The organism is Hydrogenophaga sp. L310, from assembly GCF_055703065.1.
Genome location: NZ_JBVPZA010000001.1, coordinates 311,795 through 337,620, shown reverse-complemented (window position 1 = coordinate 337,620; position 25,826 = coordinate 311,795). Strand labels below are relative to the sequence as shown.

General features: G+C 64.7%; 21 protein-coding genes and 1 pseudogene. 3 read left to right on the top strand and 19 right to left on the bottom strand.

Annotated elements, in window-relative coordinates; translation table 11 throughout:
* Positions 1-4 precede the first annotated feature (4 nt).
* The 10 genes from AC0GNO_RS01620 to AC0GNO_RS01575 all read right to left on the bottom strand — a co-directional run bounded on the left by AC0GNO_RS01620 (position 5) and on the right by AC0GNO_RS01575 (position 10,187).
* On the bottom strand, positions 5-679 hold the full coding sequence (locus AC0GNO_RS01620; protein ID WP_472887314.1) for a YfgM family protein: 675 nt from the start codon (positions 677-679) through the stop codon (positions 5-7).
* A gap of 83 nt (positions 680-762) precedes the next feature.
* On the bottom strand, positions 763-2,067 hold the full coding sequence (hisS, locus tag AC0GNO_RS01615; protein ID WP_472902713.1) for a histidine--tRNA ligase: 1,305 nt from the start codon (positions 2,065-2,067) through the stop codon (positions 763-765).
* A gap of 65 nt (positions 2,068-2,132) precedes the next feature.
* On the bottom strand, positions 2,133-3,401 hold the full coding sequence (gene ispG, locus AC0GNO_RS01610) for a flavodoxin-dependent (E)-4-hydroxy-3-methylbut-2-enyl-diphosphate synthase (RefSeq protein ID WP_472902981.1): 1,269 nt from the start codon (positions 3,399-3,401) through the stop codon (positions 2,133-2,135).
* Between the two features lie 32 nt (positions 3,402-3,433).
* Positions 3,434-4,378 (bottom strand): RodZ domain-containing protein, encoded by a 945-nt coding sequence (locus tag AC0GNO_RS01605; RefSeq protein ID WP_472887316.1) that lies wholly within the window; start codon positions 4,376-4,378, stop codon positions 3,434-3,436.
* On the bottom strand, positions 4,371-5,156 hold the full coding sequence (gene pilW, locus AC0GNO_RS01600) for a type IV pilus biogenesis/stability protein PilW (RefSeq protein ID WP_472887380.1): 786 nt from the start codon (positions 5,154-5,156) through the stop codon (positions 4,371-4,373). Before pilW ends, AC0GNO_RS01605 begins: the two co-directional genes overlap by 8 nt.
* A 119-nt stretch (positions 5,157-5,275) precedes the next feature.
* Entirely contained in the window at positions 5,276-6,430 is a 1,155-nt protein-coding gene (gene rlmN / locus AC0GNO_RS01595; RefSeq protein WP_472902712.1) for a dual-specificity RNA methyltransferase RlmN, read from the bottom strand.
* Positions 6,431-6,453: 23 nt separating this feature from the next.
* Complete coding sequence (ndk, locus tag AC0GNO_RS01590) at positions 6,454-6,879, bottom strand: nucleoside-diphosphate kinase (protein WP_305360518.1); 426 nt, start codon at positions 6,877-6,879, stop codon at positions 6,454-6,456.
* A gap of 109 nt (positions 6,880-6,988) precedes the next feature.
* A complete protein-coding gene (locus AC0GNO_RS01585) occupies positions 6,989-8,314 on the bottom strand; it encodes a pseudouridine synthase (RefSeq protein ID WP_472902711.1) in 1,326 nt (441 codons plus the stop codon).
* Positions 8,311-8,982, bottom strand: coding sequence for an SMC-Scp complex subunit ScpB (gene scpB / locus AC0GNO_RS01580; protein WP_472902710.1), 672 nt, complete (start codon positions 8,980-8,982; stop codon positions 8,311-8,313). The genes AC0GNO_RS01585 and scpB overlap by 4 nt, the downstream gene beginning before the upstream one ends.
* A gap of 209 nt (positions 8,983-9,191) precedes the next feature.
* Positions 9,192-10,187 carry an RluA family pseudouridine synthase gene (locus AC0GNO_RS01575; RefSeq protein WP_472902709.1) on the bottom strand — a complete coding sequence of 332 codons (996 nt, stop codon included), beginning with the start codon at positions 10,185-10,187 and terminating at the stop codon, positions 9,192-9,194.
* A gap of 102 nt (positions 10,188-10,289) precedes the next feature.
* Between AC0GNO_RS01575 and AC0GNO_RS01570 the strand changes: the two genes are divergently transcribed.
* Positions 10,290-11,069 carry an outer membrane protein assembly factor BamD gene (locus AC0GNO_RS01570; RefSeq protein ID WP_472887321.1) on the top strand — a complete coding sequence of 260 codons (780 nt, stop codon included), beginning with the start codon at positions 10,290-10,292 and terminating at the stop codon, positions 11,067-11,069.
* Here the strand turns inward: AC0GNO_RS01570 and AC0GNO_RS01565 are convergent.
* Positions 11,041-13,032: an ATP-dependent DNA helicase gene (locus AC0GNO_RS01565; protein ID WP_472902708.1), complete on the bottom strand. Its 1,992-nt coding sequence runs from the start codon at positions 13,030-13,032 to the stop codon at positions 11,041-11,043. The genes AC0GNO_RS01570 and AC0GNO_RS01565 overlap by 29 nt on opposite strands.
* A 240-nt stretch (positions 13,033-13,272) precedes the next feature.
* On the opposite strand from AC0GNO_RS01565, the gene AC0GNO_RS01560 reads away from it, so the two are divergent.
* Positions 13,273-14,031, top strand: coding sequence for a PP2C family protein-serine/threonine phosphatase (locus AC0GNO_RS01560; RefSeq protein WP_472887323.1), 759 nt, complete (start codon positions 13,273-13,275; stop codon positions 14,029-14,031).
* Positions 14,032-14,136: 105 nt separating this feature from the next.
* Here AC0GNO_RS01560 and zapE read toward each other — a convergent pair whose 3' ends face one another.
* The 7 genes from zapE to AC0GNO_RS01525 all read right to left on the bottom strand — a co-directional run bounded on the left by zapE (position 14,137) and on the right by AC0GNO_RS01525 (position 24,604).
* Positions 14,137-15,234, bottom strand: a complete 1,098-nt coding sequence (gene zapE / locus AC0GNO_RS01555) for a cell division protein ZapE (RefSeq protein ID WP_472902707.1) — start codon at positions 15,232-15,234, stop codon at positions 14,137-14,139.
* A 13-nt stretch (positions 15,235-15,247) separates the two neighbouring features.
* Complete coding sequence (lpdA, locus tag AC0GNO_RS01550) at positions 15,248-16,675, bottom strand: dihydrolipoyl dehydrogenase (protein ID WP_472902706.1); 1,428 nt, start codon at positions 16,673-16,675, stop codon at positions 15,248-15,250.
* 174 nt (positions 16,676-16,849) lie between these two features.
* Positions 16,850-18,109 (bottom strand): 2-oxoglutarate dehydrogenase complex dihydrolipoyllysine-residue succinyltransferase, encoded by a 1,260-nt coding sequence (odhB, locus tag AC0GNO_RS01545; protein ID WP_472902705.1) that lies wholly within the window; start codon positions 18,107-18,109, stop codon positions 16,850-16,852.
* Between the two features lie 84 nt (positions 18,110-18,193).
* Entirely contained in the window at positions 18,194-21,085 is a 2,892-nt protein-coding gene (locus AC0GNO_RS01540) for a 2-oxoglutarate dehydrogenase E1 component (RefSeq protein ID WP_472887327.1), read from the bottom strand.
* A gap of 248 nt (positions 21,086-21,333) precedes the next feature.
* Positions 21,334-21,708 (bottom strand): ArsR/SmtB family transcription factor, encoded by a 375-nt coding sequence (locus AC0GNO_RS01535; protein WP_305360507.1) that lies wholly within the window; start codon positions 21,706-21,708, stop codon positions 21,334-21,336.
* A gap of 173 nt (positions 21,709-21,881) precedes the next feature.
* Positions 21,882-23,915, bottom strand: a complete 2,034-nt coding sequence (locus AC0GNO_RS01530) for a propionate--CoA ligase (protein ID WP_472902704.1) — start codon at positions 23,913-23,915, stop codon at positions 21,882-21,884.
* An 83-nt stretch (positions 23,916-23,998) separates the two neighbouring features.
* Entirely contained in the window at positions 23,999-24,604 is a 606-nt protein-coding gene (locus tag AC0GNO_RS01525) for an isochorismatase family protein (protein ID WP_472902703.1), read from the bottom strand.
* Between the two features lie 191 nt (positions 24,605-24,795).
* On the opposite strand from AC0GNO_RS01525, the gene AC0GNO_RS01520 reads away from it, so the two are divergent.
* A complete protein-coding gene (locus tag AC0GNO_RS01520; RefSeq protein WP_472887330.1) occupies positions 24,796-25,359 on the top strand; it encodes a C40 family peptidase in 564 nt (187 codons plus the stop codon).
* A 53-nt stretch (positions 25,360-25,412) separates the two neighbouring features.
* Here the strand turns inward: AC0GNO_RS01520 and AC0GNO_RS01515 are convergent.
* A pseudogene (locus AC0GNO_RS01515) lies at positions 25,413-25,664 on the bottom strand (rhodanese-like domain-containing protein); the annotation flags it as partial.
* Positions 25,665-25,826: the final 162 nt, after the last annotated feature.

Genomic DNA, 25,826 nt, shown 5'->3' with positions numbered 1-25,826 from the left:
TTCATCAACGCGTCACCTCCGCAGCGCCGCCCAGCGTGGAAGCATCCACCCCCAGCGACGCGAGTTTGACTTCCACCAGCTGGCGGTATTCGGTTTGTGGACCCAGCGCACGCCATGCGGCCTGGTACTGGGCCTTGGCTTCTTCGGTCTTCCCCTGGGCCAGGAACACATCGCCCCGGCGGTCCGCAGCGAGCGGCTCGAAGGCCTTGGGCATCGGCGTTTCCAGTGTCTTCAAGGCCTGGTCAAAAGCCTTGGATTCCACATCCAGCGCCGCCAGCCGCAAACGGGCGATGGCCTGGAGCGATGTGTCCGACGACTCTTCCGACACCCAGGTGAGCGCCGCGCGTGCACCATCGGCCTTGCCGGCTTCGTACAGCGTCTTGCTCGCCAGCAAAGCCCCTTGTGCGGCAAACGTGGTGCTGGCAAAGCGGTCTTTCATTTCGGCGTAGGCCCGCCCGATCTTGTCGGCATCGCCCGCCAGTGCGGCGCGCTCGATTTCTTCGTACAGGGCGGATGCCTTGGTCGCCTGATCGCGTTGCCAGTAGTTCCAGCCGTTCCAGGCAGCCAGGCTGCCAAACGCAGCGATCAAGACCCAGGTGATCAGATTGCCGTACTGGTCCCAGAAGTGTTTGATCTGGTCGAGCTGTTCCTGCTCTTCAAGGTCGAGGTGTTTGGCCATGGGTGGTAGTCAGTGAGTAACGTGGGATTGTAGGGCGCTGCCGGTGGCCAGGGCTGACCGGGGCATGCCCGGAGCAAAAGGTCTCAGCGCAGGCTCTGCGCCCAGGCGGCCAGATCGGCCAGCGGCTGGGTCACCTGGGCGGGCATGTCCCCTGCCCCTTCACCCGGACGCGAACCGCGCAAGGGCTTGACCGACACCAAACCTTGCGCCAGCTCATCGGCGCCAAAGATAAGTGCAAAACGCGCCCCGCTGGCGTCGGCCTTCTTGAATTGCGACTTCATGCTGCCCATGCCTTCGGCACCGCCAGCGTGCATCTGCACCCGCACGCCCTGCTGGCGCAGGGCGCGCAACACCGGCATGACCCGGGACACGCTGCCCGCATCGGGCACCACGGCGTAGGCATCAGGCGTGGGCTGTTCGGGCAGCCTGCCCTGCTCTTTCAGCAGCTCCAGGATGCGCTCCATGCCCAGCGCCCAGCCCACGGCCGGTGCGGCCTTGCCACCAATCTGTTCGAACAGGCCGTCGTAGCGGCCACCGGCGCAGACCGTGCCCTGCGACCCCAGCTGCGTGGTCACGAACTCGAACACGCTGAGGTTGTAGTAGTCCATGCCGCGCACCAGGCGCGGGTTGATGCGGTAGGCGATGCCGTGGGCGTCGAGCAGACCACGCAGGCGGTTGAAGTGGTCCAGCGACTCGGTGCCCAGGTGGTCCATCAGGCGCGGCGCCGCGTTGACGAGCGCCTGCATCGCCGGGTTCTTGGTGTCCAGGATGCGCAGTGGGTTGCTGTGCAGACGGCGCCTGGCGTCTTCATCGAGCTGGTCAGCGTGGCCTTCCAGGTAGGCAATCAGCGCCTGGCGGTGCGCCTGGCGCTCGGCCGGCTGGCCCAGGCTGTTGATTTCCAGCTCGATGCCTTCCAGACCCAGTTCAGCCCAGAGGTCGCAGGCGAGCACGATCAGCTCGGCGTCCACATCGGGGCCGACAAAGCCCAGCGCCTCGGCACCGAACTGGTGGAACTGGCGGTAGCGGCCACGCTGCGGGCGCTCGTGGCGGAACATCGGCCCCATGTAATAGAGGCGCTTGCCACCGTCGTACAGCAACGAGTGTTCAACCGCAGCACGCACCACACCGGCGGTGTTTTCCGGGCGCAGGGTCAGCTGCTCGCCGTTGAGCCGGTCTTCGAAGGAATACATCTCCTTCTCGACGATGTCGGTCACCTCGCCCAGGCCGCGAACGAACAGTGCCGTGGGCTCCACGATGGGTGTGCGCAGGTTGCGGTAGCCGTAGCGCTGCATGAGCGAGCGCAGTTTGTCTTCGAGCCACTCCCAGTGTGCGGACACGGGAGGAGCGATGTCGTTCATGCCTTTGACGGCGCTGAGTTTTTCTGCCATGGGAATGCGGTGCGACCGGGCACCATCTGAAATGCCGGCACCGTCCAGCGGCACCAGAGACAAAGTCAGACAGCTGCGCCGAATCTCTTTTCTATGTAGTTTTCAACGATCTGCTGGAATTCGCGGGCGATGCCTTCGCCGCGCAAGGTCATCGCCTTCTGGCCATCGATGAAGATGGGCGCAGCCGGCGCTTCGCCGGTACCTGGCAGGCTGATGCCGATGTCGGCGTGCTTGCTTTCACCGGGGCCGTTGACGATGCAGCCCATCACCGCGACCTTCAGGTTCTCGACACCGGGGTAACGCGCGCGCCAGGCCGGCATCGACGAGCGCAGGTAGTCGTCGATCTGCTTGGCGAGTTCCTGGAAGGTGGTGCTGGTGGTGCGGCCACAACCCGGACAAGCGGTGACGCTGGGCACGAAGGCGCGCAAGCCCAGCGCCTGCAGGATCTCGGCAGCGATCACCACCTCCTGCGTGCGGGCCTCGCCGGGTTGCGGCGTGAGCGACACCCGGATGGTGTCGCCGATGCCCTGCTGCAGCAGCACCGACAGCGCCGCCGTCGATGCCACGGCGCCCTTGGTGCCCATGCCGGCTTCGGTCAGGCCCAGGTGCAGCGCGTAATCGCAGCGCTGGGCCAGGGCCTGGTAGACCGCAATCAGGTCCTGCACGCCACTGACCTTGCAGGACAGGAAGATGTTGTTGCCGTTCAGACCCAGCGCCTCGGCCTTGGCCGCGGAGTCGAGCGCCGACATGATCAGCGCCTCGTACATCACCTGGCGCGCGTCCCAGGGCTCGGCACGCTGCGAGTTCTGGTCCATCAGGCGGGCCAGCAGATCCTGGTCGAGGCTGCCCCAGTTCACGCCGATGCGCACGGCCTTGTCGTGGCGCGCCGCGATCTCGACCATCTGGGCGAACTGGCGGTCGCCTTTTTCACCCTTGCCCACGTTGCCGGGGTTGATGCGGTACTTGGACAGTGCCTTGGCACAGGCCGGGTGATCGCTCAGCAGCTTGTGGCCGTTGTAATGGAAGTCGCCGATCAGGGGCACGTAGATGCCCATGCGGTCGAGCTGCTCGCGGATGTGGGGCACCGCCTTGGCGGCTTCGTCGTTGTTGACCGTGATGCGCACCAGCTCGGACCCGGCGATGGCCAGCTCCTTGACCTGGATCGCGGTGCCGATGGCGTCGGCCGTGTCGGTGTTGGTCATGGACTGCAGGCGCACCGGCGCGTCACCACCCACCGTCACGTGATGATCGCCCCAGGACACCACCCCCTGCCGCGTCCTGCGCGGTCGGGCGCCAGCCAGTGCGACCGGTGCAGCGGTTGGGTTGTTCTCCATCACAGACCGGTTGGCTACGGGCATGTCCATGGTCATTTCACCTCGAATCGGGCCACGCTGTTGCGGGCAAAAGGCGTCACGTCAAATGGACGCCCGCGCACCTGAACCTGCACCGCATCGGCGCGACCGAGCACCACCGAATAGGGCGGCGGGCTGGAAAAATTCAGCGCATCACCCGCTTTGAGCATGCGCTGCACCTGCACCTTGCCCGTGCCGTCGATCACTTCGACCCAGGAGTCGCTGGTCGCCTGCAGGATCAGGAGGCTGCCCGAAGCGACCGGTTCAGCGAGCGCAACGGGTGGCGTTTCAGAAAGCACTGGAGCCTGAGCCAGCACAGGCTCGGCCGGTGCGCCAGAGGCTGGCGCAGCAAGCACGTCGGTCACAGTGGACACCTGCGACACGGCGCTGGAGTCCGGCGAGTCTGAACCCGGCGCAGGTGGCACAACGGTCGTCACCACTTTTCCAGTCGTGGGATCGCTGCTGAAAACACCCGTGGCGCCTGTCAGCAGGTCCTTCCCCGGCAAGGCACTCCAGTCGGGCACCAACGCAATCAACAGCGCTCCCAGCAGCGCCAGCGAAGCAATCAACACCGCCGGACGGCGCAGTCCGTCCAGGGGACTGAAGGTCGACGCACCCTGATCGCCCTTGAAGGGCGCATTGATGGTCAGTCGGGAGTCGCCCAGCACAGGCATGTTCCCCTGGGGAATCTGTTCGAGGATGGGACCCGGGTCGGTCTTGAGCTGGCGGCAGGCACTGGACGCCAGTGCACGTGCAAACGTCAGGTCGGGCAGCTCGTCATAACGCCCGGCTTCCAGCGCTTCCAGCTTCTTGACCGGCACCTTCAGCGCCGCCGCCAGTGCGGCGATGTGCAGGCCCGCGGCTTCCCGCGCCTGGCGCAGCAGCACCGGTGCGGACCAGACCGGTTCTACAGCGCAGGCGCCGTTGACCTGTTGATCGTGGATCACCGACTCATTCATGGAACGAACCCCGTTGGTAGGCCGCCCATTCACGCGACTTCGGATACCGCCGCTCCAGCTGTTGCGCCAGCTGGCCGACCGCAGCGGTGTTGTTCAACTTGCGCTCAACCTTGATGCCCAGCCACAGCGTCTCGGCATTGGCCAGATCGGAGTTGTTCAGACGCCGGATATAGAACTGGGCACGCGTGTCGTCACCCCGTTTGAAGAGCAGCGCCGCCAGGTTGTAGCCTGTGATGGGGTTGGCGGCGTCCAGCTCGTAGGAGCGCGCAAAACTGCCTTCGGCCTCGGCCAGCTGGCCCATGCGGGTCTGGCAGATCCCCTTGGCCATGTAGGTCTTGGCCTGGCCTCCGTAGACCGGGCTGGCCAGCGCCCGGGTAAAGAGCTGGATGGCTTCGGTGTAACGGTTCTGGTTGCAGGTGAACCAGCCGTAATTGTGCAGTGCGTCCGGGTCACGGGGATTGATCTGCAGGGCGCGGCGGAAACTGTCCTCGGCCAGCCGGGCATCGTTCAGCCGCATGTAGACGAGCCCGCGCAACACGTACGCCGGCCCGTAGCCCGGGTCGGCGGCCAGCGACTGCTTGATTTCGTCCAGCGCCACCGTGTTTTGCCCTTGTTCAAAATAGCTCGACGCCAGCTCCAGGCGAATCCGGGCCCGCTTGCGCGTCTCGGGTTCATCGGAATCGGTGATCGGCTCGGCCGTGGTCGTGGTGGCCGAAGCCGGTGCCCCGGCGCAAGCCGACAACAGTGCCACACCGGCGGCCAGCAGCAGCCACAGCATCACGGTGCTGACCCAGAATCGCTGTCCTTCGCCGTTTGCCCGGGCGCCGGGCACCACACACGAAGCGGCCGGCAACATGGAAGGAGCGTGATCCCGGTGGCTGTGGGCAAATGCGTCTGTCATACCTGTGGGTCCTTGGCTGTGTGCACGAATCGGATGGGTTGCACGGCGGCGTCCTGGCGGCGCTCGGCCAGGCGGCGGGCTGCGTCGGTGCGGTCGAGCACGTCGCCCGCCAACTGGCCGCAGGCAGCGTCGATGTCATCGCCACGGGTCTTGCGCACCGTCGTGACCACCCCGCCCTCGTTGAGGATCTGCCCGAAGCGCAGTACCACGGCACGCGGTGAGCACTTGAGCCCCGAGTCAGGGAAGGGGTTGAACGGAATGAGGTTGATTTTGCACGGAACGCCGCGACCACCGCGCGTCTTGACCAGCTTCAGCAATTGCTGCGCGTGCTCGGGCTGGTCGTTCACCCCCTCCAGCATGCAGTACTCGAAGGTGATGAAGTCGCGCGGCGCGGCCGGCAGGTAACGCAGGCAGGCGTCGAGCAGCTCGGCGATCGGGTATTTGCGGTTCAACGGTACCAGCGAGTCGCGCAGGGCATCGTTGGGCGCATGCAGCGAAACGGCCAGCGCCACCGGCACGTCCTGCGCCAGGCGGTCGATCATCGGTACGACACCCGAGGTCGACACCGTGACCCGGCGGCGTGACAGGCCATAACCGTGGTCGTCCAGCATCACGCGCAGGGCGGGCACGAGGGCGCTGTAGTTCTGCAGCGGCTCGCCCATGCCCATCATCACCACATTGGTGATCACGCGGTCGGAGGACTTCAGGTGCTTGCGCAGGAAATGTTCGGCGTGCCAGAGCTGCGCCAGGATCTCGCCGGTGGTGAGGTTGCGCGAAAATCCCTGGTGGCCGGTGGAGCAGAAACGGCATCCCACGGCACATCCGGCCTGGGAAGAAATGCAGAGGGTGCCCCGATCGTCTTCAGGAATGAACACGGTTTCCACCGCGTTGCCGTCACCCACATCGAAAAGCCACTTGATGGTGCCGTCGGTCGATTCCTGGCGCGAGAGCACCGGCAGGTCGGTGATGTGGCAGACCGAGGGCAGTTTCTCGCGCAGGCTTTTGGCGAGATCGGTCATCTCGTCGAAACGAGAGGCCCCTTTTTGATGGATCCAGCGAAACAGCTGGACGGCGCGGAAACGCTTTTCGCCCAGCTGTTCGCAAAAGGCGGCCAGGCCCTCAAGATCAAGGTCGAGCAGGTTGGCCGTCATCACATGATCAACGCGCGGCTGTTTCAGCGCGTGTAGACGTTCATGCCGGCGAAGAAGAACGCCACTTCAGCGGCGGCCGTCTCGGGGGCGTCAGAGCCGTGCACGGCGTTGGCGTCGATGCTGTCGGCGAAGTCGGCGCGGATGGTGCCGGCTGCGGCCTTCTTCGGGTCGGTAGCACCCATCAGGTCGCGGTTCTTGGCAATCGCGCCTTCGCCTTCCAGCGCCTGGATCATCACCGGGCCAGAGATCATGAAGTCCACCAGGTCCTTGAAAAAAGGACGCTCTTTGTGCACAGCGTAGAACTGTTCAGCTTCGCCGCGCGACAGGTGGGCCATGCGGGCGGCCACGACCTTCAGGCCGGCAGCTTCAAAACGGGCGTAAATCTGGCCGATCACGTTCTTGGCAACGGCGTCGGGTTTGATGATCGAGAGGGTGCGTTCGATGGCCATGGTGGTCCTTGAATTTATTGATAAAAACGATTTTTTCGCGGTGCTGCAAAGCCTTTGATTCTACATCGCCCCGTGACTTGCACGGGGCACGCGCCGCAGCCCTGGAAGCTCAGCGCCCGCCAGAACGCCCGCCACCGCCACCACGGCGGCGACCACCGCCGGACGGACCGCCACGAGCGCCATCCTGCTCGCGCTTGCGCTGCAGGGCGTCCTGGCCGATGTAGCCGAACGAGGTTTTCAAGGGATCGGGTTGGGCAGCGCCGCCGCCCTGCCCGCCGGGCTTGCCGCCACGGGCCTTGGGGTTGTCGGAGGGTGTCCCAAACATGCTGCTGCGCCGCACAGCGGGCGCTTCACCCCGGCTGCCGGGCGGGTTGCCGTAGTTGCGCCCGCCACCCTTGGGTGCCGGCTTACCGCGCGTGGCCGGGTGCCGGCCACGGGGTGCACGGTCGTCGCCAGTGGCTGCCGGCATGCCGGCAGCAGCGGTCAGTCGGTCGATGTCCTGCTGGTCCAGCTCCACCCAGACACCCCGCTTGAGCCCCCGCGGCAGCATCATGGCGCCGTAACGGATGCGGATCAGGCGGCTGACCGCATGACCCACGGCTTCGAGCATGCGGCGCACCTCGCGGTTGCGCCCCTCGCCGATGGTCACGCGGTACCAGCAGTTGGCCCCTTCACCGCCGCCGTCTTCGATGCTCGAGAACTGGGCCACACCGTCGTCCAGTCGCACACCGTCGAGCAGGCGCTGTTTTTCTTCATTGGACAAGGCACCGAGCACGCGCACCGCGTACTCGCGTTGCAGACCGAAACGCGGGTGCATCAAGCGATTCGCCAGTTCGCCCGAGTCGGTCAGCAACAGCAGGCCTTCGGTGTTCAGATCGAGTCGCCCGACCGATTGCCATTTGCCCTGGTACAGGCGCGGCAGGCGGCGAAACACGGTGGGGCGGTTCTGCGGATCATCATGGGACACGACTTCGCCTGCAGGCTTGTGATAGGCCAGCACGCGCGGCGGCGGCGGTGTCATGCGCACACGCACCTGCTTGCCATTGACCTTGATCACATCGCCAAACTGGATGCGCTGGCCCACGTGGGCGGGCTCGCCGTTGACGGAAATGCGACCTTCCAGGATCAACTGTTCCATCTCCAGCCGCGAGCCCATGCCCGCCTGCGCCAGCACCTTGTGCAGCTTCGGCGAGTCGGCTTGGGGCGCGAGCACGCGTTTGGTCGGCAGTGGCAGGTCCTGTTCCTGCTCAGCATCAAATGCGCCACTGACCACGTCATCGAACTGCAATGCGACGGGTGCTTCGACCGGGGGCCGGGCCGGCGCCACAGGGACATCACTCTGCGCCTGCGGCGCGGTCGTGTCGTGGCCGACGGGTTCGACCATTTCGACCTCGCGGGGGGTGTCTGGAGGTGTGGGGGTGTTCGCCATGGTCATGGTGTTCCTGTGGAAGGCTCGGGCATCTCGGTCGCGGTTTCGGATTCGGTGGGTTCGGCGTCTATCAATGACACCTCAACGGTTTCGCCCGCCTCGGGCACCAGGCTCGATGAAAGCGCCTCGAAGTCCAGTCTGTCCAGCGCGGACTCCTGCACCTCGCTGCCTTCGAGCGGCGGCAGCTGGTCCAGCGAAGCCAGGCCCAGATCGTCCAGAAACTGGCGGGTGGTGGCAAACAGGGCCGGTCGTCCCACCGTTTCGCGGTGACCGATCACTTCGACCCAGCCCCGGTCTTCAAGTTGCTTCAGGAGCAGTGAGTTGATGGTCACGCCGCGGATGTCTTCCATGTCACCCCGGGTGACGGGCTGGCGGTAGGCGATGATGGCCAGCGTTTCCAGCGTCGCGCGGGTGTATCTGGGGGGCTTTTCGGGGTGCAGCCGGTCCAGGTAGGGACGCATGTCCGGCCGGCTCTGGAAGCGCCAGCCGCTGGCCACCTGCACCAACTCCACGCCGCGACCAGCCCACTCCAGCTGCAGGTCAGCCAGCAGGCTCTTGAGGGTGTCGGGCGAGACCTCCATGTCGAAAAGCACGCCCAGCTCCCGCACGGAGAGCGGTTGCGGCGCGCAGATCAAAGCGGTCTCGAGGACGCGTCGGGCATCCGTGGTGTTCATCGCTGGTGTCTGTCAAAAACCGGTTGTCCGGTCCGGGCTGCGGAGGATGCGAAGGCTGCTGGTGTGCCCGCCCGGCGGCGGGGCTGGGTCACCAGGCGGTCCGCAACATCAGGGCATCGGGCGGAGCCATCCGGGTGGGGCTGTCAAAATCATCGGGAACCATCCCGAAAAAGCGGCCTGCTGAAGGCTTTTGCACAGCCAGGGTGGCGTCACCCCAACTGGGCATCATTGTAATGGAGCCCGGCCTGTTCCAGTGCTTCCTGAAAATCGCCCGGTGGCGCGGACTGGAATGCGAGCTGAACGCCCGAGATCGGGTGCAAAAGACGCAGGCGCGTGGCGTGCAAGGCCTGGCGCAGCATACCGAACAAAGGTTTGCCGCCGTACAGCGCATCACCCACCAGCGGATGCCCCAGCCAGGCCATGTGCACCCGGATCTGGTGCGTGCGGCCGGTGTGCAGCTTGCAGGCCACCAGGCAGGCCTGGTCGTTGCCGTCGAGCAGCCGGATGGTGGTCTGGGCGGGTTTGCCACTGGTGGCACCGGGCCGAAGCACCGCCATGCGCAAGCGGTTGTGGGTGTCGCGGCCCACAGGCTGGTCCACCACCTGCTCGGCCGCGCCCTTCCAGCGGCCCTGCGCCAGCGCGAGATACCCGCGATGCACCTCTCGTGCAGCGATGGCACGCACCAGGGCGTCCACCGCCGGCCGGCTCTTGCCCACCAGCATCAGGCCCGAGGTGTCCTTGTCGAGCCGGTGAACAATGCCCGCGCGCGGCAACTGGGCTGCAGCAGCGTGGTGGGCCAGCAGCCCATTGAGCAGCGTGCCGCTCCAGTTCCCGGCCGCCGGGTGCACCACGAGCCCGGCGGGCTTGTTGATCACCAGCAGGTGCGTGTCTTCGAAAACCACGTCCAGCGCCATCGGCTGGGCGACGAAGGCCATGGCCTGCTGCGTAGGGCGCAATTCGACCCGCAGCAGATGCCCCACCTGGACGCGGGCCGACGGCTTGTGGACCGTGGTTCCGAGCAACTGAACCGCACCATCGGCCATGAGCTGCTGCAGGTAGGAACGCGAGAACTCGGGAATCAGGCGGGCCAGTGCGCGGTCGACCCGCCAGCCGTGCATCTCGACCGGAATTTCGCAACAACGGGTCTCGGTTTCCAGCAGGACGTCATCGCCGCCGTTCATTGGCTCGGAAGGCTCAGGGGTCATCCCCGGTGTCGGCTGCCCCCCCGTCGATATAATTTCTGCTGCCAAGACCTGTTTTCCTGTTGTAAAGGTGTGCGTGTGAAGCGTTCGTTCAGATTATCGGCTGTGTCTTTGTGCACGCTGGGACCATTGCTCGCCCTGTGGGGGTGCAGCAGCACGCCGGTGGACGAAACCGTGGGCTGGAGCCCCAACAAGATTTACAGCGAAGCCATTGAAGAGCGCGATGCCGGCAACTTCGAAAAGGCCGTGACGCTGTACGAAAAGCTCGAAGGCCGTGCAGCCGGCACGCCGCTGGCCCAACAAGCCCAGCTTGACAAGGCCTACGCCCATTACAAAGCCGGCGAACAGGCACAGGCCCTGGCCGCGCTCGACCGCTTTCTGCGCCTGCATCCCGCCAGCCCCGCGCTGGACTATGCGCTGTACCTCAAGGGCCTGGTCAACTTCAATGACAACCTGGGCCTGTTCGGTTCGCTTGCGCGGCAGGACCTGTCCGAGCGCGACCAGAAGGCGGCCAAGGCCTCGTTCGAATCGCTGCGTGAGGTCGTGACACGATTCCCCGATTCGCGTTATGCGCCCGATGCGCGCGTGCGCATGACCTACATCGTGAACTCACTGGCGCAGTACGAGGTACACGTCGCCCGCTACTACTACAACCGGGGCGCCTACGTGGCCGCCATCAACCGGGTGCAGAGTGCGTTGACCGACTACACCGACGCCCCGGCACTGGAAGAAGCGCTGTTCATTCTGGTGCGCAGCTACGACGCACTCGGCATGACCCAGTTGCGTGACGATGCCCGCCGGGTGATGCAGGCCAACTACCCGCAAAGCGCCTACCTCGGCCAGGGTGGCAAGTCCGTCAGCGAGCCCTGGTGGAAGCTCTGGTGAGCGCGAGCTCTTTCAGCGCGCGCATCACTTCGTCTTCGTCCACCAGTCGCCGCATCGGTGGCAGCGCGGCCAGCAAGGCATTGCCATAGGACCGGGTCAGCAGACGCCGGTCTCCGATCACCAGCACCCCGCGGTCGGTTTCGCTGCGGATCAGGCGCCCGACCCCTTGCCTGAGCGCCAGCGCTGCCTGGGGCAGATAGACACCGTTGAACGCGCTGAGCCCGGCATCGGTGTGTTTCTGGGCCCGCGCCTCGATCAAGGGATCGCCGGGTGAGGGAAAAGGCAGCTTGTCGATCACCAGCAGCTGCAGCACATCACCGGCCAGATCCACACCCTCCCAGAACGACGCAGACGCCACAAGGATGGCACCCGGCTGACCAACGCCGGCAGCCGCGCGGAACCGCGCCAGCAGCGCACGCCGGGACAAACGACCCTGGCCCAGCACCTGCAGCGCAGCGCCCGGGCCGATGGGCAACATTTCAGCGAGCAGATCGGTCATGCGGCTGGCCGCGCGCAGGGTGGTGGTCAGTACCAGGGTGCGCCCGCCCAGGCGCGACGCCCAACGCGCAACCGCCTGCGCCAGCCGCGGCGTGTGATCGGGTTCACCGGGTTCCGGCAGGTCGTGGGGCACATACAGGGAGGCCAGCGAGGCGTGGTCAAACGGACTGGGCAGTCGCAGGGTGCGCAACCCCTCGTGGTGATGCAGGCCCAGCGGCTCGGTGAACCAGCGCAGCGCATCGTCGCCGCCCAGCGTGGCCGAAGTGAATATCCAGCTGCGCGCCGCCTGAGGCGCCGTGCCCGCCAGCGCAAAGCGGGACGAAGCGTCCGGCGGCACGCTGACCAGGCGCCAGCCACCGGCCTCGTCCACATCGGCCCAACGCACGGCTTCACGGGCTGTGCTGGCCGTCGGTGGTTCTGTCCAGCGGGGCCAGTCGGCCAACAATCCCCGCACGGTGTCCAGGAGGCGCTGCAGCTCGACCGCAGCACCCTGGGTAGCCTCCAGCGCCTGCTCCATGGCGCGCAGGGCCTGGGCCAGGCCATGCAAGGCCTGCGTCCAGAGTCGCGGATCCAGCCCCTCGGGGGTTGGCGACGACCAGCGACAACGCCCAGCGGGTACCGCACCCGACCGTGGAACCCGTGCCAGGTGGTGAACGGCCTGCTCCAGCTCCAGCGCCAGATGCGCCCAGGGTCGCTGACCGCGCGCCCACACCGGCCCCTGGCTCGCCAGTTCGCGCGCCAGCGCGCGCAATCGCCCCGAGTCCAGCGACACGCCCATGAACTGCACCCCGATCTCGTTGAGCCGGTGGGCCTCGTCAAACACCACCACCTCAACCTGCGGCAACAGTTCCGACAGGCCAGACGCCTGCACGGCCTGATCCGAGAAGTACAGGTGGTGGTTGATCACCACCCAGTCGGCCTGCTGGGCCGCACGCCGGGCCCGGTTCACATGACAGCTCGCCAGCCGCGGGCAAGCGTCCCCCAGACAGTTCTCTCGCGTGGAGCTGACCCAGGGGCGCAGCGGCGAGCGCTCATCAAGCCCCGCCAATTCGGCGAGGTCGCCCTGCACCGATGCGCTGGCCCAGCGTTGCACGTGCTCCAGCCCGGCGGCCAGCGCCGGGTCGCGCAACGTGCCGGCCACAGGCCCGCTGCGCGCCTGCTCCAGCCGTTGCAGACAGACGTAGCTGGCGCGGCCCTTGAGCAAGGCCACCCGCACCGGAAGACCCAGCGCCCGGCTCAGCGCCGGGATGTCGCGCGCAAACAGCTGTTCCTGCAGAGACTGGGTGGCGGTCGACAGCAGGGCTCGGCGTCCGCTCAACAACAGCGGCGCGAGGTAGGCAAAGGTCTTGCCCACACCCGTACCGGCCTCCACCGCAAGCCAGGTCTGCGCCTCCAGGGCCTCGGCCACGGCGCGCGCCATGTGAATCTGCGCCTGGCGCGGCTGCAGACCTCCGGGGGTGGTCACAGCCAAGGGTCCATCGGCGGCAAAAACAGCCTCGACCGCGTCCACAAAACCGGTCAAACGACGCCTCCCGCTGGCACCGACAACCCGATGGTGGACAAGGCGCAACAGGACACCACACACCACGGCCCGCCAGCCGGATGAATCAAGCGCATTTGGTGATAGTCTCGGTCTCTGTAGGGAATTCTCGTTACCATTCGCATCGCCTCGACACCGCCTGTGTCGCCCTGATTTTTGATCCACATGTCCAAAGGCTACCGCATCCACGCGTCCACCGGCATCCACCGGGGTGATCGCGATTACCAGCAGGACCAGGTCTGCCTGCTCCACCACCAGCGCCACGACGGCTGCCTGCTGTCGGTGATCGCCGATGGCATGGGGGGACGCAGCGGTGGGCGCAAGGCATCGGACCAGGTCATGCTGACCGCGCGACAGCTCTTTGAACGCTTTGATCCCGAGACCGACGACCCGTCGGCGATGCTGCGCCAGATCGTGGAAGAGTCGCATCTGGTCATCAAGCTGACAGCGGTCTCTGCCGAACAGGAACCGCACAGCACTGTCGCAGCCTTCCTGGTGAACCCGGGTGGCGACAGCCACTGGATCCACGCTGGCGATTCACGCATCTACCACTTCCGCAACGGTCAGATGATCTTTCGCACCATGGACCATTCCTATGTGCAGACCCTGGTCAACCAGGGCGAGATCACGGAAGAAGAGGCGCTGGACCACCCCCACTCCAACATCCTCATGGGCTGCCTGGGCACCGACAACGATCCCCCGGTGGACATCCACGTGGCGCACAAGCTCGGGCCGGGAGACGCCCTGCTCGCCTGCAGCGACGGTGTCTGGCACTACTTCACGCCGGCAGAACTCGCCAGTACGGTGGCCATGCTCACCCCGCGTGAAGCGTGCGAATTCCTGATCCAGAAAGCGCGTTCGCGTGCCAAAGGCATGGGCGACAATCTGTCGCTGACCATCGTCAAGTTTGACCCCTTGGGTTGAACGCTTTTCTGCGCCATGCGGGTTTCGCCGCCGGGCTGCCCCAAGGCGAAACAGCCCCCTTGGGGGCAGCGACCCGCGCAGCGGCGGAGTGTGGGGGCTACGCCGTCAAGTAAGACCGGTATCCACCTGCCGGTGTTCCAGCGTCAGGTATTCGGCCGACTGCATCTCGCCCAGGCGCGATACCGTGCGCGGGAACTCGTGCGACATCGGCCCTTCCAGATACAGCTGCTCCGGCGGAACGGCGGCCGACATCACCAGCTTGACACGCCGGTCGTACAGCACATCGATCAGCCAGGTGAACCGGCGCGCCTCGGACGCCTGGCGCACCGCCATCTGCGGCACGTTGGACAGCAGCAGCGTGTGGAACTGCGACGCGATTTCCAGGTAGTCGTTCTGCGAGCGCGGCCCGCCACAGAGCGTGCGGAAATCAAACCAGATCACGCCACCAGCGCGGCGCAGCGAGCGGATTTCGCGCGACTCGATGTGCATCACCGGGTCCTGGTCGGTCATTTCGGCCAGTTCGCCAAAGGTCTTTTCCATTGCCGCGTCGGCCTTCGGTCCCAGCGGGCAGTGGTACAGCTGGATGTGCGTGAGCGTGCGCTGGCGGTAGTCGGTGCCGTTGTCCACGCTGAGCACCTCCAGACGCGATTTCAGCAGCTCGATGGCCGGCAGGATGCGGTCGCGGTGCAGACCGTCCGGGTACAGGCCGTCCGGATGGAAGTTGGAGGTGGTGACGAAGCCCACGCCGGCCTTGAACAGCGCGTCCAGCAGGCGGTGCAGGATCATGGCGTCGGTCACATCCGCCACATGGAATTCGTCAAAACAAATCAGCTTGTAGCGCTTGGCGATGCGCGCGCCCAGTTCGTCCAGCGGGTTCACTGTGCCCTGCAGGTCGCGCAACTCCCGGTGCACCTCGCGCATGAACTCGTGGAAGTGCAGCCGCGTCTTGCGGCGCAGAGGGACCGCGTTGTAGAAGCAGTCCATCAGGAAGCTCTTGCCCCGCCCCACCCCGCCAAACATGTAAACCCCGCGCGGGATCTCCGGGTTGACAAACATCTTCTTCAGCGCGTTGGAGCGGCGCTGCTTGTACGTTGCCCACTCGGACGCACACCGCTCCAGCGCATCGATGGCACGCTGCTGGGCGGGGTCGGTGGTGTAGCCGCGCTCCTTGAGCGCGGCTTCGTAGGTGCTGCGGACCGACAAGGGCGAACCCGGATCAGAAGTTCAAGGTGCGCTTGTCCACCGCGAGTGCGGCTTCCTTCGTGGCTTCCGACAGCGACGGGTGCGCATGGCAGATGCGCGCGATGTCTTCCGCACTGGCCTTGAACTCCATGGCCACCACCGCTTCGGAGATCAGCTCTGAAGCCATCGGGCCGACGATGTGCACGCCCAGGATCTCGTCGGTGGTCGCATCCGCCAGGAACTTGACCATGCCAGTCGTGTCGCCCAGCGCGCGGGCACGGCCGTTGGCCAGGAACGGGAAGGTGCCCGCCTTGTACGCCACACCGTCCGCCTTGAGCTGCTGTTCGGTGCGGCCGACCCAGGCGATCTCGGGGCTGGTGTAGATGACCCAGGGAATGGTGTTGAAGTTGACATGCCCGTGCTGGCCCGCGATGCGCTCGGCCACGGCCACGCCCTCCTCTTCCGCCTTGTGCGCGAGCATGGGGCCACGCACCACATCGCCCACCGCCCACACGCCCGGCAGGTTGGTCTTGCACTCGGCGTCCACCATGATGGCGCCGCGCTCGTCCAGCGCCAGGCCCACGGCTTCAGCGTTCAGGCCGACGGTGTTGGGGACGCGGCCGATCGAGACGATCAGCTTGTCGGCGTCCAGCGTCAGAGCTTCGCCCTTGGCGTTGGTGTAGGCCACGCTCACCCCCTTCTTGCCGGTCTTGATCTCGCCGACGGTCACGCCGAGTTCGATCTTCAGTCCCTGCTTGTCGAAGGCCTTCTTGGCTTCCTTGGCGATCTGCTCGTCCACCGCGCCGAGGAAGGTCGGCAGACCTTCGAGGATGGTGACGTCAGCGCCCAGGCGGCGCCAGACCGAGCCCATTTCCAGGCCGATCACGCCGGAGCCGATCAGCACCAGCTTCTTGGGCACGGCGCCGATTTTGAGCGCGCCGTCGTTGGACAGCACGTTGACCTCGTCGAACGGCGTGCCGGGCAGCGCGCGGGCGTTGGAGCCGGTGGCGATGACGATCTGTTTGCCGGTGAGGACCTCTTCCTTGGCACCCGATACCTGGACTTCGTAGCCACCGTCAGCCGCCTTCAAGAACGAGCCACGGCCGTGGAAGAAGGTGATCTTGTTCTTCTTGAACAGGTAGAGGATGCCGTCGTTGTTCTGCTTCACCACGGTGTCCTTGCGGCCCACCATCTTGGCCACGTCCATCGTCACCTTGCCGGTGCTGATGCCATGCTCGGAGAAATGGTGGTTGGCGTGCTCGAAGTGCTCGCTGGACTGCAGCAGGGCCTTGGACGGAATGCAACCGACGTTGGTGCAGGTGCCGCCCGGGGCCGGGCCGCCAGCGGCGTTTTTCCACTCGTCGATACACGCGACCTTGAAGCCCAGCTGGGCAGCGCGGATGGCGGCGATGTAGCCGCCGGGGCCGGCGCCGATCACGACGACGTCAAATGCTTGAGACATGTTTGTTCTTTCAATGAGGTTTTTCAAACCCCGGAAGGAACGTCAACGCAGACACGCGACGCCACAACTTCCAGAAATCCCGCGGAACCGGCTTCGCCGGGCCGCTGGGATTGCCCCCTTGAGGGGGGATTCGGCTACACGAAGTGAGCAAGAAAGGGAGTGAATCCGATCTCTTCAGATGTCGAACAAGAGGCGAGCCGGATCTTCCAGCGCTTCCTTCATCGCCACCAGACCCAGCACGGCTTCGCGGCCGTCGATGATGCGGTGGTCGTAGGACATGGCGAAGTAGTTCATCGGGCGCACCACCACCTGGCCGTTTTCGACCATGGCGCGTTCCTTGGTGGCGTGCACGCCCAGGATGGCCGACTGCGGCGGGTTGATGATGGGGGTGGACATCATCGAGCCGAAGGTGCCGCCGTTGGAGATGGAGAAGGTGCCACCGGTCATGTCGTCCATGCCCAGCTTGCCGTCCTTGGCCTTCTGGCCGAATTCGGCGATCTTCTTCTCGATCTCGGCAAAGCTCATCTGGTCGGCGTTGCGCAGGATGGGCACCACCAGGCCGCGCGGCGAACCAACGGCGATACCGATGTCGAAGTAGCCGTGGTAGACGATATCGTTGCCGTCCACCGAGGCGTTGAGCACCGGGAACTTCTTCAGCGCGTGCACGGCGGCCTTGACGAAGAAGCTCATGAAACCGAGCTTGACGCCGTGTTCCTTCTCGAAGCGTTCCTGCATGCGCTTGCGCATGTCCATGACCGGAGCCATGTTGATTTCGTTGAACGTGGTCAGGATGGCGTTGGTCGACTGCGACTGCAGCAGGCGCTCGGCCACGCGGGCACGCAGGCGGGTCATGGGCACGCGCTCTTCGGGGCGGTCGCCCAGATCGGGGGCCACGGTCGCCACCTGCGGCAGCACCTTGGTCGGCGCGCCCGTCGGGATCGCCACGGGCGCGGCCACGGCGGCCTTGGGCGCCGCAGCGGCGGCGAGCACGTCACCCTTGGTCACGCGGCCGTCTTTGCCGGTACCGGGCACTGAGCCCGGCGCCATGCCGCCGTCGGCCATCAGCTTGGCAGCGGCGGGCATGGCCACGCCGGCCTTGCTCGTGGAGGCTGCGGCGGCAGCAACGGCCACAGGTGCCGGTGCTACTGCGGCAGGTGCAGCTGCGGCGACAGGCGCAGTGGCACCGGCCACGGCGGCGGTGTCGATGCGGGCGATCAGCTGTTCTGCAGCCACGGTGGCGCCATCACCTTGCAGGATTTCCACCAGCACGCCGGACGACGGCGCCGGGCATTCCAGCACCACCTTGTCGGTCTCGATCTCGATCAGAGTCTCGTCGGCGGTGACGGCGTCACCGACCTTCTTTTTCCATTGCAGCAGGGTGGCCTCGGCCACGGACTCGGAGAGCTGCGGAACTTTGACTTCTACGATTGCCATGTGTCTTCTACCTTGATTTTTTGCGATTCGCGCCAGCCATCTTCGCGCCCCTTGACGGAGGCACCAGGCCGGCGCGGGTCCGGATTATTTGGTGAGGATGAAGCCCTTGAGCTTGCTGAAAGCGGCTTCGATCAGGGTCTTCTGCTGCTCCTGGTGCAGGTGCGCATATCCCACTGCGGGCGAGGCCGAAGCGGCCCGGCCGGCGTAACCCAGCTTCTGGCCATCGAGCATGTTCTCGTGGATGTAGTGCTGCACAAAGAACCAGGCGCCCTGGTTTTGCGGCTCGTCCTGGCACCACACGATGTCGGTGGCGTTGGGGTACTTCTTGATCTCGGCACCGAACACCTTGTGCGGGAACGGGTAGAGCTGCTCCACACGCAGGATGACCACGTCGTCATCGCCACGTTCCTCGCGCTTCTTGACCAGGTCGTAATACACCTTGCCCGAGCAGCAGATGAGGCGCTTGACCTTGTCCGCGTTCTTGACCACGGCGGCGTTGCTCTCGGGAATCACCGTCTGGAAGCTGCCCTTGGTGAACTCGGACAGCGGCGACGTGGCGTCCTTGTTGCGCAGCAGCGACTTGGGTGTGAAGATCACCAGCGGCTTGCGCAGGTTGCGGATCACCTGGCGGCGCAGGATGTGGAAGATCTGGCTCGCCGTGGTGGGCTGCACGATCTGCATGTTGGTGTCGGCGGCCAGCTGCATGAAACGCTCCAGACGCGCCGAGCTGTGCTCGGGGCCCTGGCCTTCGTAACCGTGCGGCAGCATCAGCGTGATGCCGTTGACACGGCCCCACTTCACTTCGCCAGAAGCGATGAACTGGTCGATCACCACCTGGGCGCCGTTGGCGAAATCGCCGAACTGGGCTTCCCAGATCACGAGCGTGTTCGGGTCGTTGGAGGCATAACCGTATTCAAAGCCCAGCACCGCCTCTTCGGACAGGATGGAGTCGATGACCACAAACGGCGCCTGGTTGTCGCCCACGTTCTGCAGCGGCGTGTAGGTGCCGGTGTCCCACTTCTCACGGTTCTGGTCGTGGATCACGGCGTGGCGGTGCGTGAACGTGCCACGGCCGCAGTCTTCGCCGGACAGACGCACCGGGAAACCACTGGCCACCAGAGAGGCAAACGCCATGTGTTCGCCCATGCCCCAGTCCACCGGGATATCGCCACGGCCCATGGCCGCGCGGTCGGCGTAGACCTTCTTCACCAGCTGGTGCGGGCTCACGCTGTCCGGGATGGTGGTCAGGCGATCGGCCAGGCGCTTCCACTCCGCCATCGGGATCGCGGTATCACCCGCGTCGGTCCATTTCTTGCCGAGGAAGGGCGACCAGTCGACCGCAAACTTGCTCTTGAAGTTGGTCAGCACCGGATCCACCGTGTGGCGGCCGGCATCGAGCGCGGCGCGGTAGGCCTTGGCCATGTCATCGCCCAGCGTCTCGCCCAGACCCTGCGCGGCCAGCTTGTCGGCGTAGAGCTTGCGGGTACCGGGGTGGGCGCTGATCTTCTTGTACATCAGCGGCTGGGTCAGGCTCGGCGTGTCCTGCTCGTTGTGGCCCAGCTTGCGGAAGCAGATGATGTCCACGACCACATCCTTGCGGAAGGTCATGCGGTACTCCAGCGCGAGCTGCATGCACAGCACCACGGCTTCGGGATCGTCACCGTTGACGTGCAGCACCGGGGCTTCGACGCCCTTGACGATGTCGGTGCAGTACAGCGTGGAACGCAGGTCGCGCGGGTCGGAGGTGGTGAAACCGATCTGGTTGTTGATGATCAGGTGCACCGTGCCGCCCGTGGTGTAGCCACGGGTCGCGGCCAGCGCCAGGGTTTCCTGGTTCACACCCTGACCGGCAAACGCGGCGTCGCCGTGCACCAGCACCGGCAGCACCTGCTTGCCCTGGGGGTCACCGCGGCGGTCCATGCGGGCGCGCACCGAACCTTCCACCACCGGGTTCACGATTTCCAGGTGCGAAGGGTTGAAGGCCAGCGAGAGGTGAACCGGACCGCCAGGGGTGGTCACGTCCGAGCTGAAGCCCTGGTGGTATTTCACGTCACCGGCGGGCAGGTCTTCAGGAGCGGTGTGGTCGAACTCGGCGAACAGGTCCTTGGGCATCTTGCCCAGGATGTTGACCAGCACGTTCAGGCGGCCACGGTGGGCCATGCCGATCACGATTTCCTGCACGCCCTGTGCGCCGGCCTGCTGGATCAGCTCGTCCATGGCGGCGATGAAGCTCTCGCCACCTTCGAGCGAGAAGCGCTTCTGGCCCACGTACTTGGTGTGCAGGAAACGCTCCAGGCCTTCGGCCGCGGTCAGGCGGTCGAGAATGTCCTTTTTCTTCTCGGCATTGAACGCAGGTTTGCTGCGGATGGCTTCCAGCTTTTCCTGCCACCAGCGCTTTTGGATCTGGTCGCTGATGTACATGTACTCGGCACCCACGCTGGCGCAATAGGTTTCGCGCAGCGCGTTGAGCAGATCACGCAGCGACATGACTTCTTTGCCGAAGAAGGTGTTGCTGGTGTTGAAGACAGTTTCGAAATCGGCGTCGGAGAAACCGTAGAACGCGGGATCAAGTTCGGGAATGCTGTCACGCTCGGTGCGCTTGAGCGGGTCCAGATCGGCCCAGCGGGAACCGACGTTGCGGTAGGCGGCGATCAGCTGCTGGACGGCGACGCGCTTGCGGCCCAGATCGGAGTCGGCGCCCGCGGCCACAACGACCTTGGTACCGCCTTGTTTGGCGCGCTCGGCAAAAGCATTGATGACCGGCTGGTGTGGGACGTCGCGGGCGTCGGAGCCGTCACCGGCAGGCACGTGCTGAAGGGCGTCGAAGTAACCGCGCCAGTTGTCCGGCACGCTGCCTGGATTTTCCAGGTAGTTTTCATACATCTCTTCCACGTACGGCGCGTTGCCACCGAAGAGATAGGAATTGTTCTGGTAGGCAACATAGACGTTGCCCCCATTCGATGGGGAATTGCTCATAGATTCGCTGACCTCCGCTTCCCTCTGGGAAACATTAGCTGGTTAAAGAAACCTCCCGCGACACGGCTTAACCGATTGGCGGATGCGACAGTGACTGTGGAAGGACCTGACTGCAGCCCGTGATTGTGCCACCAGAGCGCAGGCTCAGGGAAAAAGAATGCAGTGAAGAAGCCCGTGGGGTGGAATCACCCGGGCGATGTTGCAGCCGCGCGATGCGACAGCGCCGTGTCAGGCGCAACGATCTGGAATCAGGAAACCACGCGTGGCGAAAGGCGCTCGGATGCCGGCACAGCGCTGGGTTCGTCCATTTCGATCGCGATTTGCGTGCAGACCGTGCGGCACAGCGTGACCGCCTTTTCGCTCTGCACCCGGTAGATGACCTGGGTACCTTCCTTGCGCTTGGCCAGCACACCCGCCCGGTACAGCAGGTTCAGATGCTGGGACAGGTTGGGCTGGGTGGTGTTGATTTCCTGCAGCAGCTGGGACACCGATTTTTCCTTGTCGCACAGCGCGCTGAGGATGCGCAACCGCATGGGCGTGGCCAGCACGCCAAACAGCTCGGCGGCCATTTCGAACACGCGCACCTTCTCGACATTGGCATCGGACTCGATCATTTGTTCCATGGCAGACCACACTTTTGTCAATATAAGCATGGATCATACTTACAAAACCGGACTTTGACCATGCGTTTTTGTCGGGATTAACCCCCTGTTGAACAACCCCAAAAAGAAACCCGGTGCGTCTGGCGACGCCACCGGGTCTCAACGGAATGCTGGCGGCAAGCCAGCGGTGAATCTCAGCCCTGCAGATCCTTGATCTGCTGCAATGCGGCCGGGTCGTCCATGGTGGTCAGATCGCCCGGATCGCGGCCTTCGCAGACCGCCTGGATGGCGCGGCGCAGCAACTTGCCCGAGCGCGTCTTGGGCAAGACGTTGACAAAGCGCACCCTCGCCGGGCGAGCCACGGCACCCAGCTGCTCGTCCACCAGCTTCATCACTTCGCCTTCCAGCTTCTGGCGCGCGGCATCGTCGGTGAGCACGGAGGCGTCCTTCACCACGGCGAACGCCATGGCGACCTGCCCCTTGAGCTGGTCCGCCACGCCCACCACCGCCACCTCGGCAATCTTCGGGTGGCTGGAAATGCTCTCTTCGATTTCGCGCGTGCCCAGCCGGTGGCCAGCGACGTTGATCACGTCGTCTGTACGACCCAGGATGAAGTAGTAGCCGTCCTCGTCACGGATGCCCCAGTCAAAGGTGCTGTAGACCATGCGGCCCGGCACACTGGACCAGTAAGTCTTGACGAAGCGGTCGTTGTCGCCCCAGATGGTCTGCATGCAACCGGGCGGCAGCGGGCCCTCAACGGCCACGACACCCTTCTGGTTGCCACCCTGCAGCTCTTCGCCGGTCTGGTCGTCCAGCAGCTTGACGTTGTAGCCATAGACCGCCTTGCCCGGCGAGCCGAACTTGCTGTCGGCCTTCTCCACACCGTTGCAGATCGCCAGAATGGGCCAGCCGGTTTCCGTCTGCCAGTAGTTGTCCACGATGGGTTTGCCCAGTTCGTCGGAGATCCACTTCGCGGTGGTTTCGTCCAGCGGCTCGCCGGCAAGAAACAGCGCCTTGAGGCTGGAAAGGTCGTATTTCTTGATGAAGGACGAATCGTATTTTTTGAGCACGCGCACCGCCGTGGGTGCGCTGAACATGACGGTGACCTTGTACTTCTCGACCAGGCTCCACCAGATGCCGGCATCGGGCCGGATCGGCAGGCCTTCGTACATGATGGTCGCCATGCCACCGATCAGCGGGCCGTAGATGATGTAGCTGTGCCCCACGACCCAGCCAATGTCGCTGGTGGAGAAATAGGTCTCGCCAGGCTCGCCCATGTAGATGTGCTTCATGGACGCCGCCAGTGCGACGGTGTAGCCGCCGGTGTCGCGCTGCACGCCCTTGGGCTTGCCGGTGGTGCCACTGGTGTAGAGCGTGTAGCTCGGATGGGTTGCATCCACCCACTCACAGGGCACCACGGTGTCCATGTGGCGCGCGCGCTCGGCGCTGTAATCCACGTCCCGGCCTTCTACCGTGTTGAACGCCGCCAGCCCGCGATTGACCATCATCACCTTTTGCGGCTTGTGGGCCGAGAGCTTGATGGCTTCGTCCAGCAGCGGCTTGTATTCCACCACCTTGCCGCCGCGCGACCCGGCGTCGGCACTCACGATGGCCACGGGCGACGCGTCTTCGATGCGGCTGGCCAGCGAGTGGCTGGCGAAACCGCCGAACACCACGGAGTGGATGGCACCGATGCGCACGCAGGCCAGCATGGCGAACGCGGCCTCCGGAATCATGGGCATGTAGATCAGGACACGATCGCCCTTCTTCACGCCCTGGTCCTGCAGGATGGCGGCCATGCGCTGCACTTCGGCGTGCAGTTCGCGGAAGCTGTAGATCGTTTCGACGTTGGTCTCGGTCGAAACAAAGATCAGGGCGTTCTGGTCGGCACGGTCCGCCAGGTGGCGATCGACCGCGTTGTGGCACAGGTTGGTCAGACCCCCTTCAAACCAGCGGGCGAACGGCGGGTTGTCGTAATTGCAGACGCGGTCAAAGGGCTTGTGCCAGTCCACCAGCTTGGCCTGCTCGGCCCAGAAGACGTCGCGGTCTTCGATCGATCGGCGGTGGAAATCGGCGTAACCCTGAACGTTGCTCATGTGAGTCTCCTGCGTGGTGGTCGGTTGAGATGCGACAACGACCGCGCCGGGGCCCAGGGACTCCCGGCGTGGTCGAGAAAAACTGAATTCATAATTATGGCGTTCAGACTTGCGACAGTCTGACAAGACCATCGCACCACCCAACCCGCTTTCGCGGGAAGCCCGTTTGCTTCGGTGCTGGACAACCGACGCTCCATCGAGCGAATCCGTACCCCCTACTTGATCAGCGCATGAACCTCGCGAAACGCCAGGTGTTCAGCCGTGCGCAGCCACTCGAAGGCCACCATCTCCGTCGTGAGCAGTTCAGCGCCAGCCCCCGCCAGGCGGTCAAAGGCCGCATCGCGGTTGCGCTCGGTGCGCGAGCCGCAGGCGTCGGTCACGACCCAGACATCGATCTCCTGCTCGATCAGTTCCAGCACGGTCTGCAGCAGGCAGACATGGGCCTCACAACCGGCGATCACCACCGTATTGCGCTCGGGCGCCTGGCTCGGGGCGGCCTTTTGCAGGTGTTTGGGCAGGCTGCGGGCGTTGCCTGATGCCGGTCGGGTCGCAGGTCGCAACCAGTCCAGCAAACCGGCGTCGACCGCACTGAAGCTCATCTTGCTCAGGGTCTTATGGCACAAGCCCCGCAATTCCGCGTCGTTGGCGCCGAGCTTGTCGGGGTTCTGTTCGGTGCCAAAAACAGGTACCCGAAACAATTGAGCTATGCGGGCCAGGCGAACCGCATTGGCCAGCACCAGTGGCGCCTCGTGGATCGCGGGCAACAAGCGGGTTTGGTAGTCGACCAGCACCAGCTGGGAATCGGCGGCATCAAGCAGCATCGGACAGTCTCTTTGGTAGGTTGGAACACACCGGCCAGGTGGCGGTGAAGCCGGTCGTGCCCAGCATTGTGACAAAGGCGCATGCCTCCCGGCCAAGTCGGATGGCACAATGGCTCAATATTCAAATAAATCAACGCATTGCATGTCTTTCCTCGCTTGACTTCACAAAGCTTCACCCTTAACCTGACACCATGAAGCGTTGGATTCCTGTTCTGTTGCTGGCTGGCATGCCTTTGGCGCATGCCGTTCCCGGCGAAGTCGTCTATGAAGACATGGACGTGCTGCTACAAGAAAAAGGCGTCATCTCACGGCTGAGCGAGCAATTGCAGCAGGTACGCGACAACGTGGGGGCTTCGGCCTCCACCCTCGTGATCAACGCCATGGGGTTCCTGGGCGTCCCATACCGCTACGGCGGCAACAGTGCTGAAACCGGGGTTGATTGCAGTGGTCTGGTTCGCACGGTTTTTGAGCAATCGGTGGGCAAGGTGCTGCCACGTCGGGCGGTGGACCAGGCCGCCGCGACAGAGGCGATCGATCGCAGCGAACTCAAGCCCGGAGACCTGGTTTTCTTCAACACCATGAAACGGGCTTTCAGCCACGTAGGCATCTATGTCGGCGAAGGGAAGTTCATCCATGCCCCACGCTCAGGCGCCTCTGTCCGGCTGGAAGACATGCGCGTCGCGTACTGGAGCAACCGGTTCAATGGCGCCCGACGCGTGCCAATGCAGTCATCGATCAATACGGCGGTGCGCTGAACCAGCCGCAGCCCTTTTCGCTCGCCGTCTTTGGCGGTATCGCCCTCGAATCCGGCGATCAAGTTGTAGGCTCTGTTGAAACCGTGTTGCGCGAGCAGTCCGGCGGCGTGGTTGCTGCGAATGCCCGAGCGGCAGATCAGGACCACGGCTTCGTCTTGGCTCAGACCGGCCCGGGCCAGACAATTTTCCACATCCTGAACAAAATGGGTGTTGGACAGTTGCACAAACTCGTTGCGGGCAGCTCCACTCCCAGACTTCAGGAAACTCCAGGAACGGCACCAGGTGGTCCACCAAGATGGGGCCATGCCCACGTACATGGCTTCAGACCGTGTGCGGATGTCGATGAACAGCACCTTGCCCGGTGCGCCCTGCTTCATCTCGGCCGCTTCGATGGCCGCGAGGTGCAGGCCAGAGGCCGATGGTTTGGCGGCGGGGACCTTGTCCGCGTCGATGGCCATGACCTGACC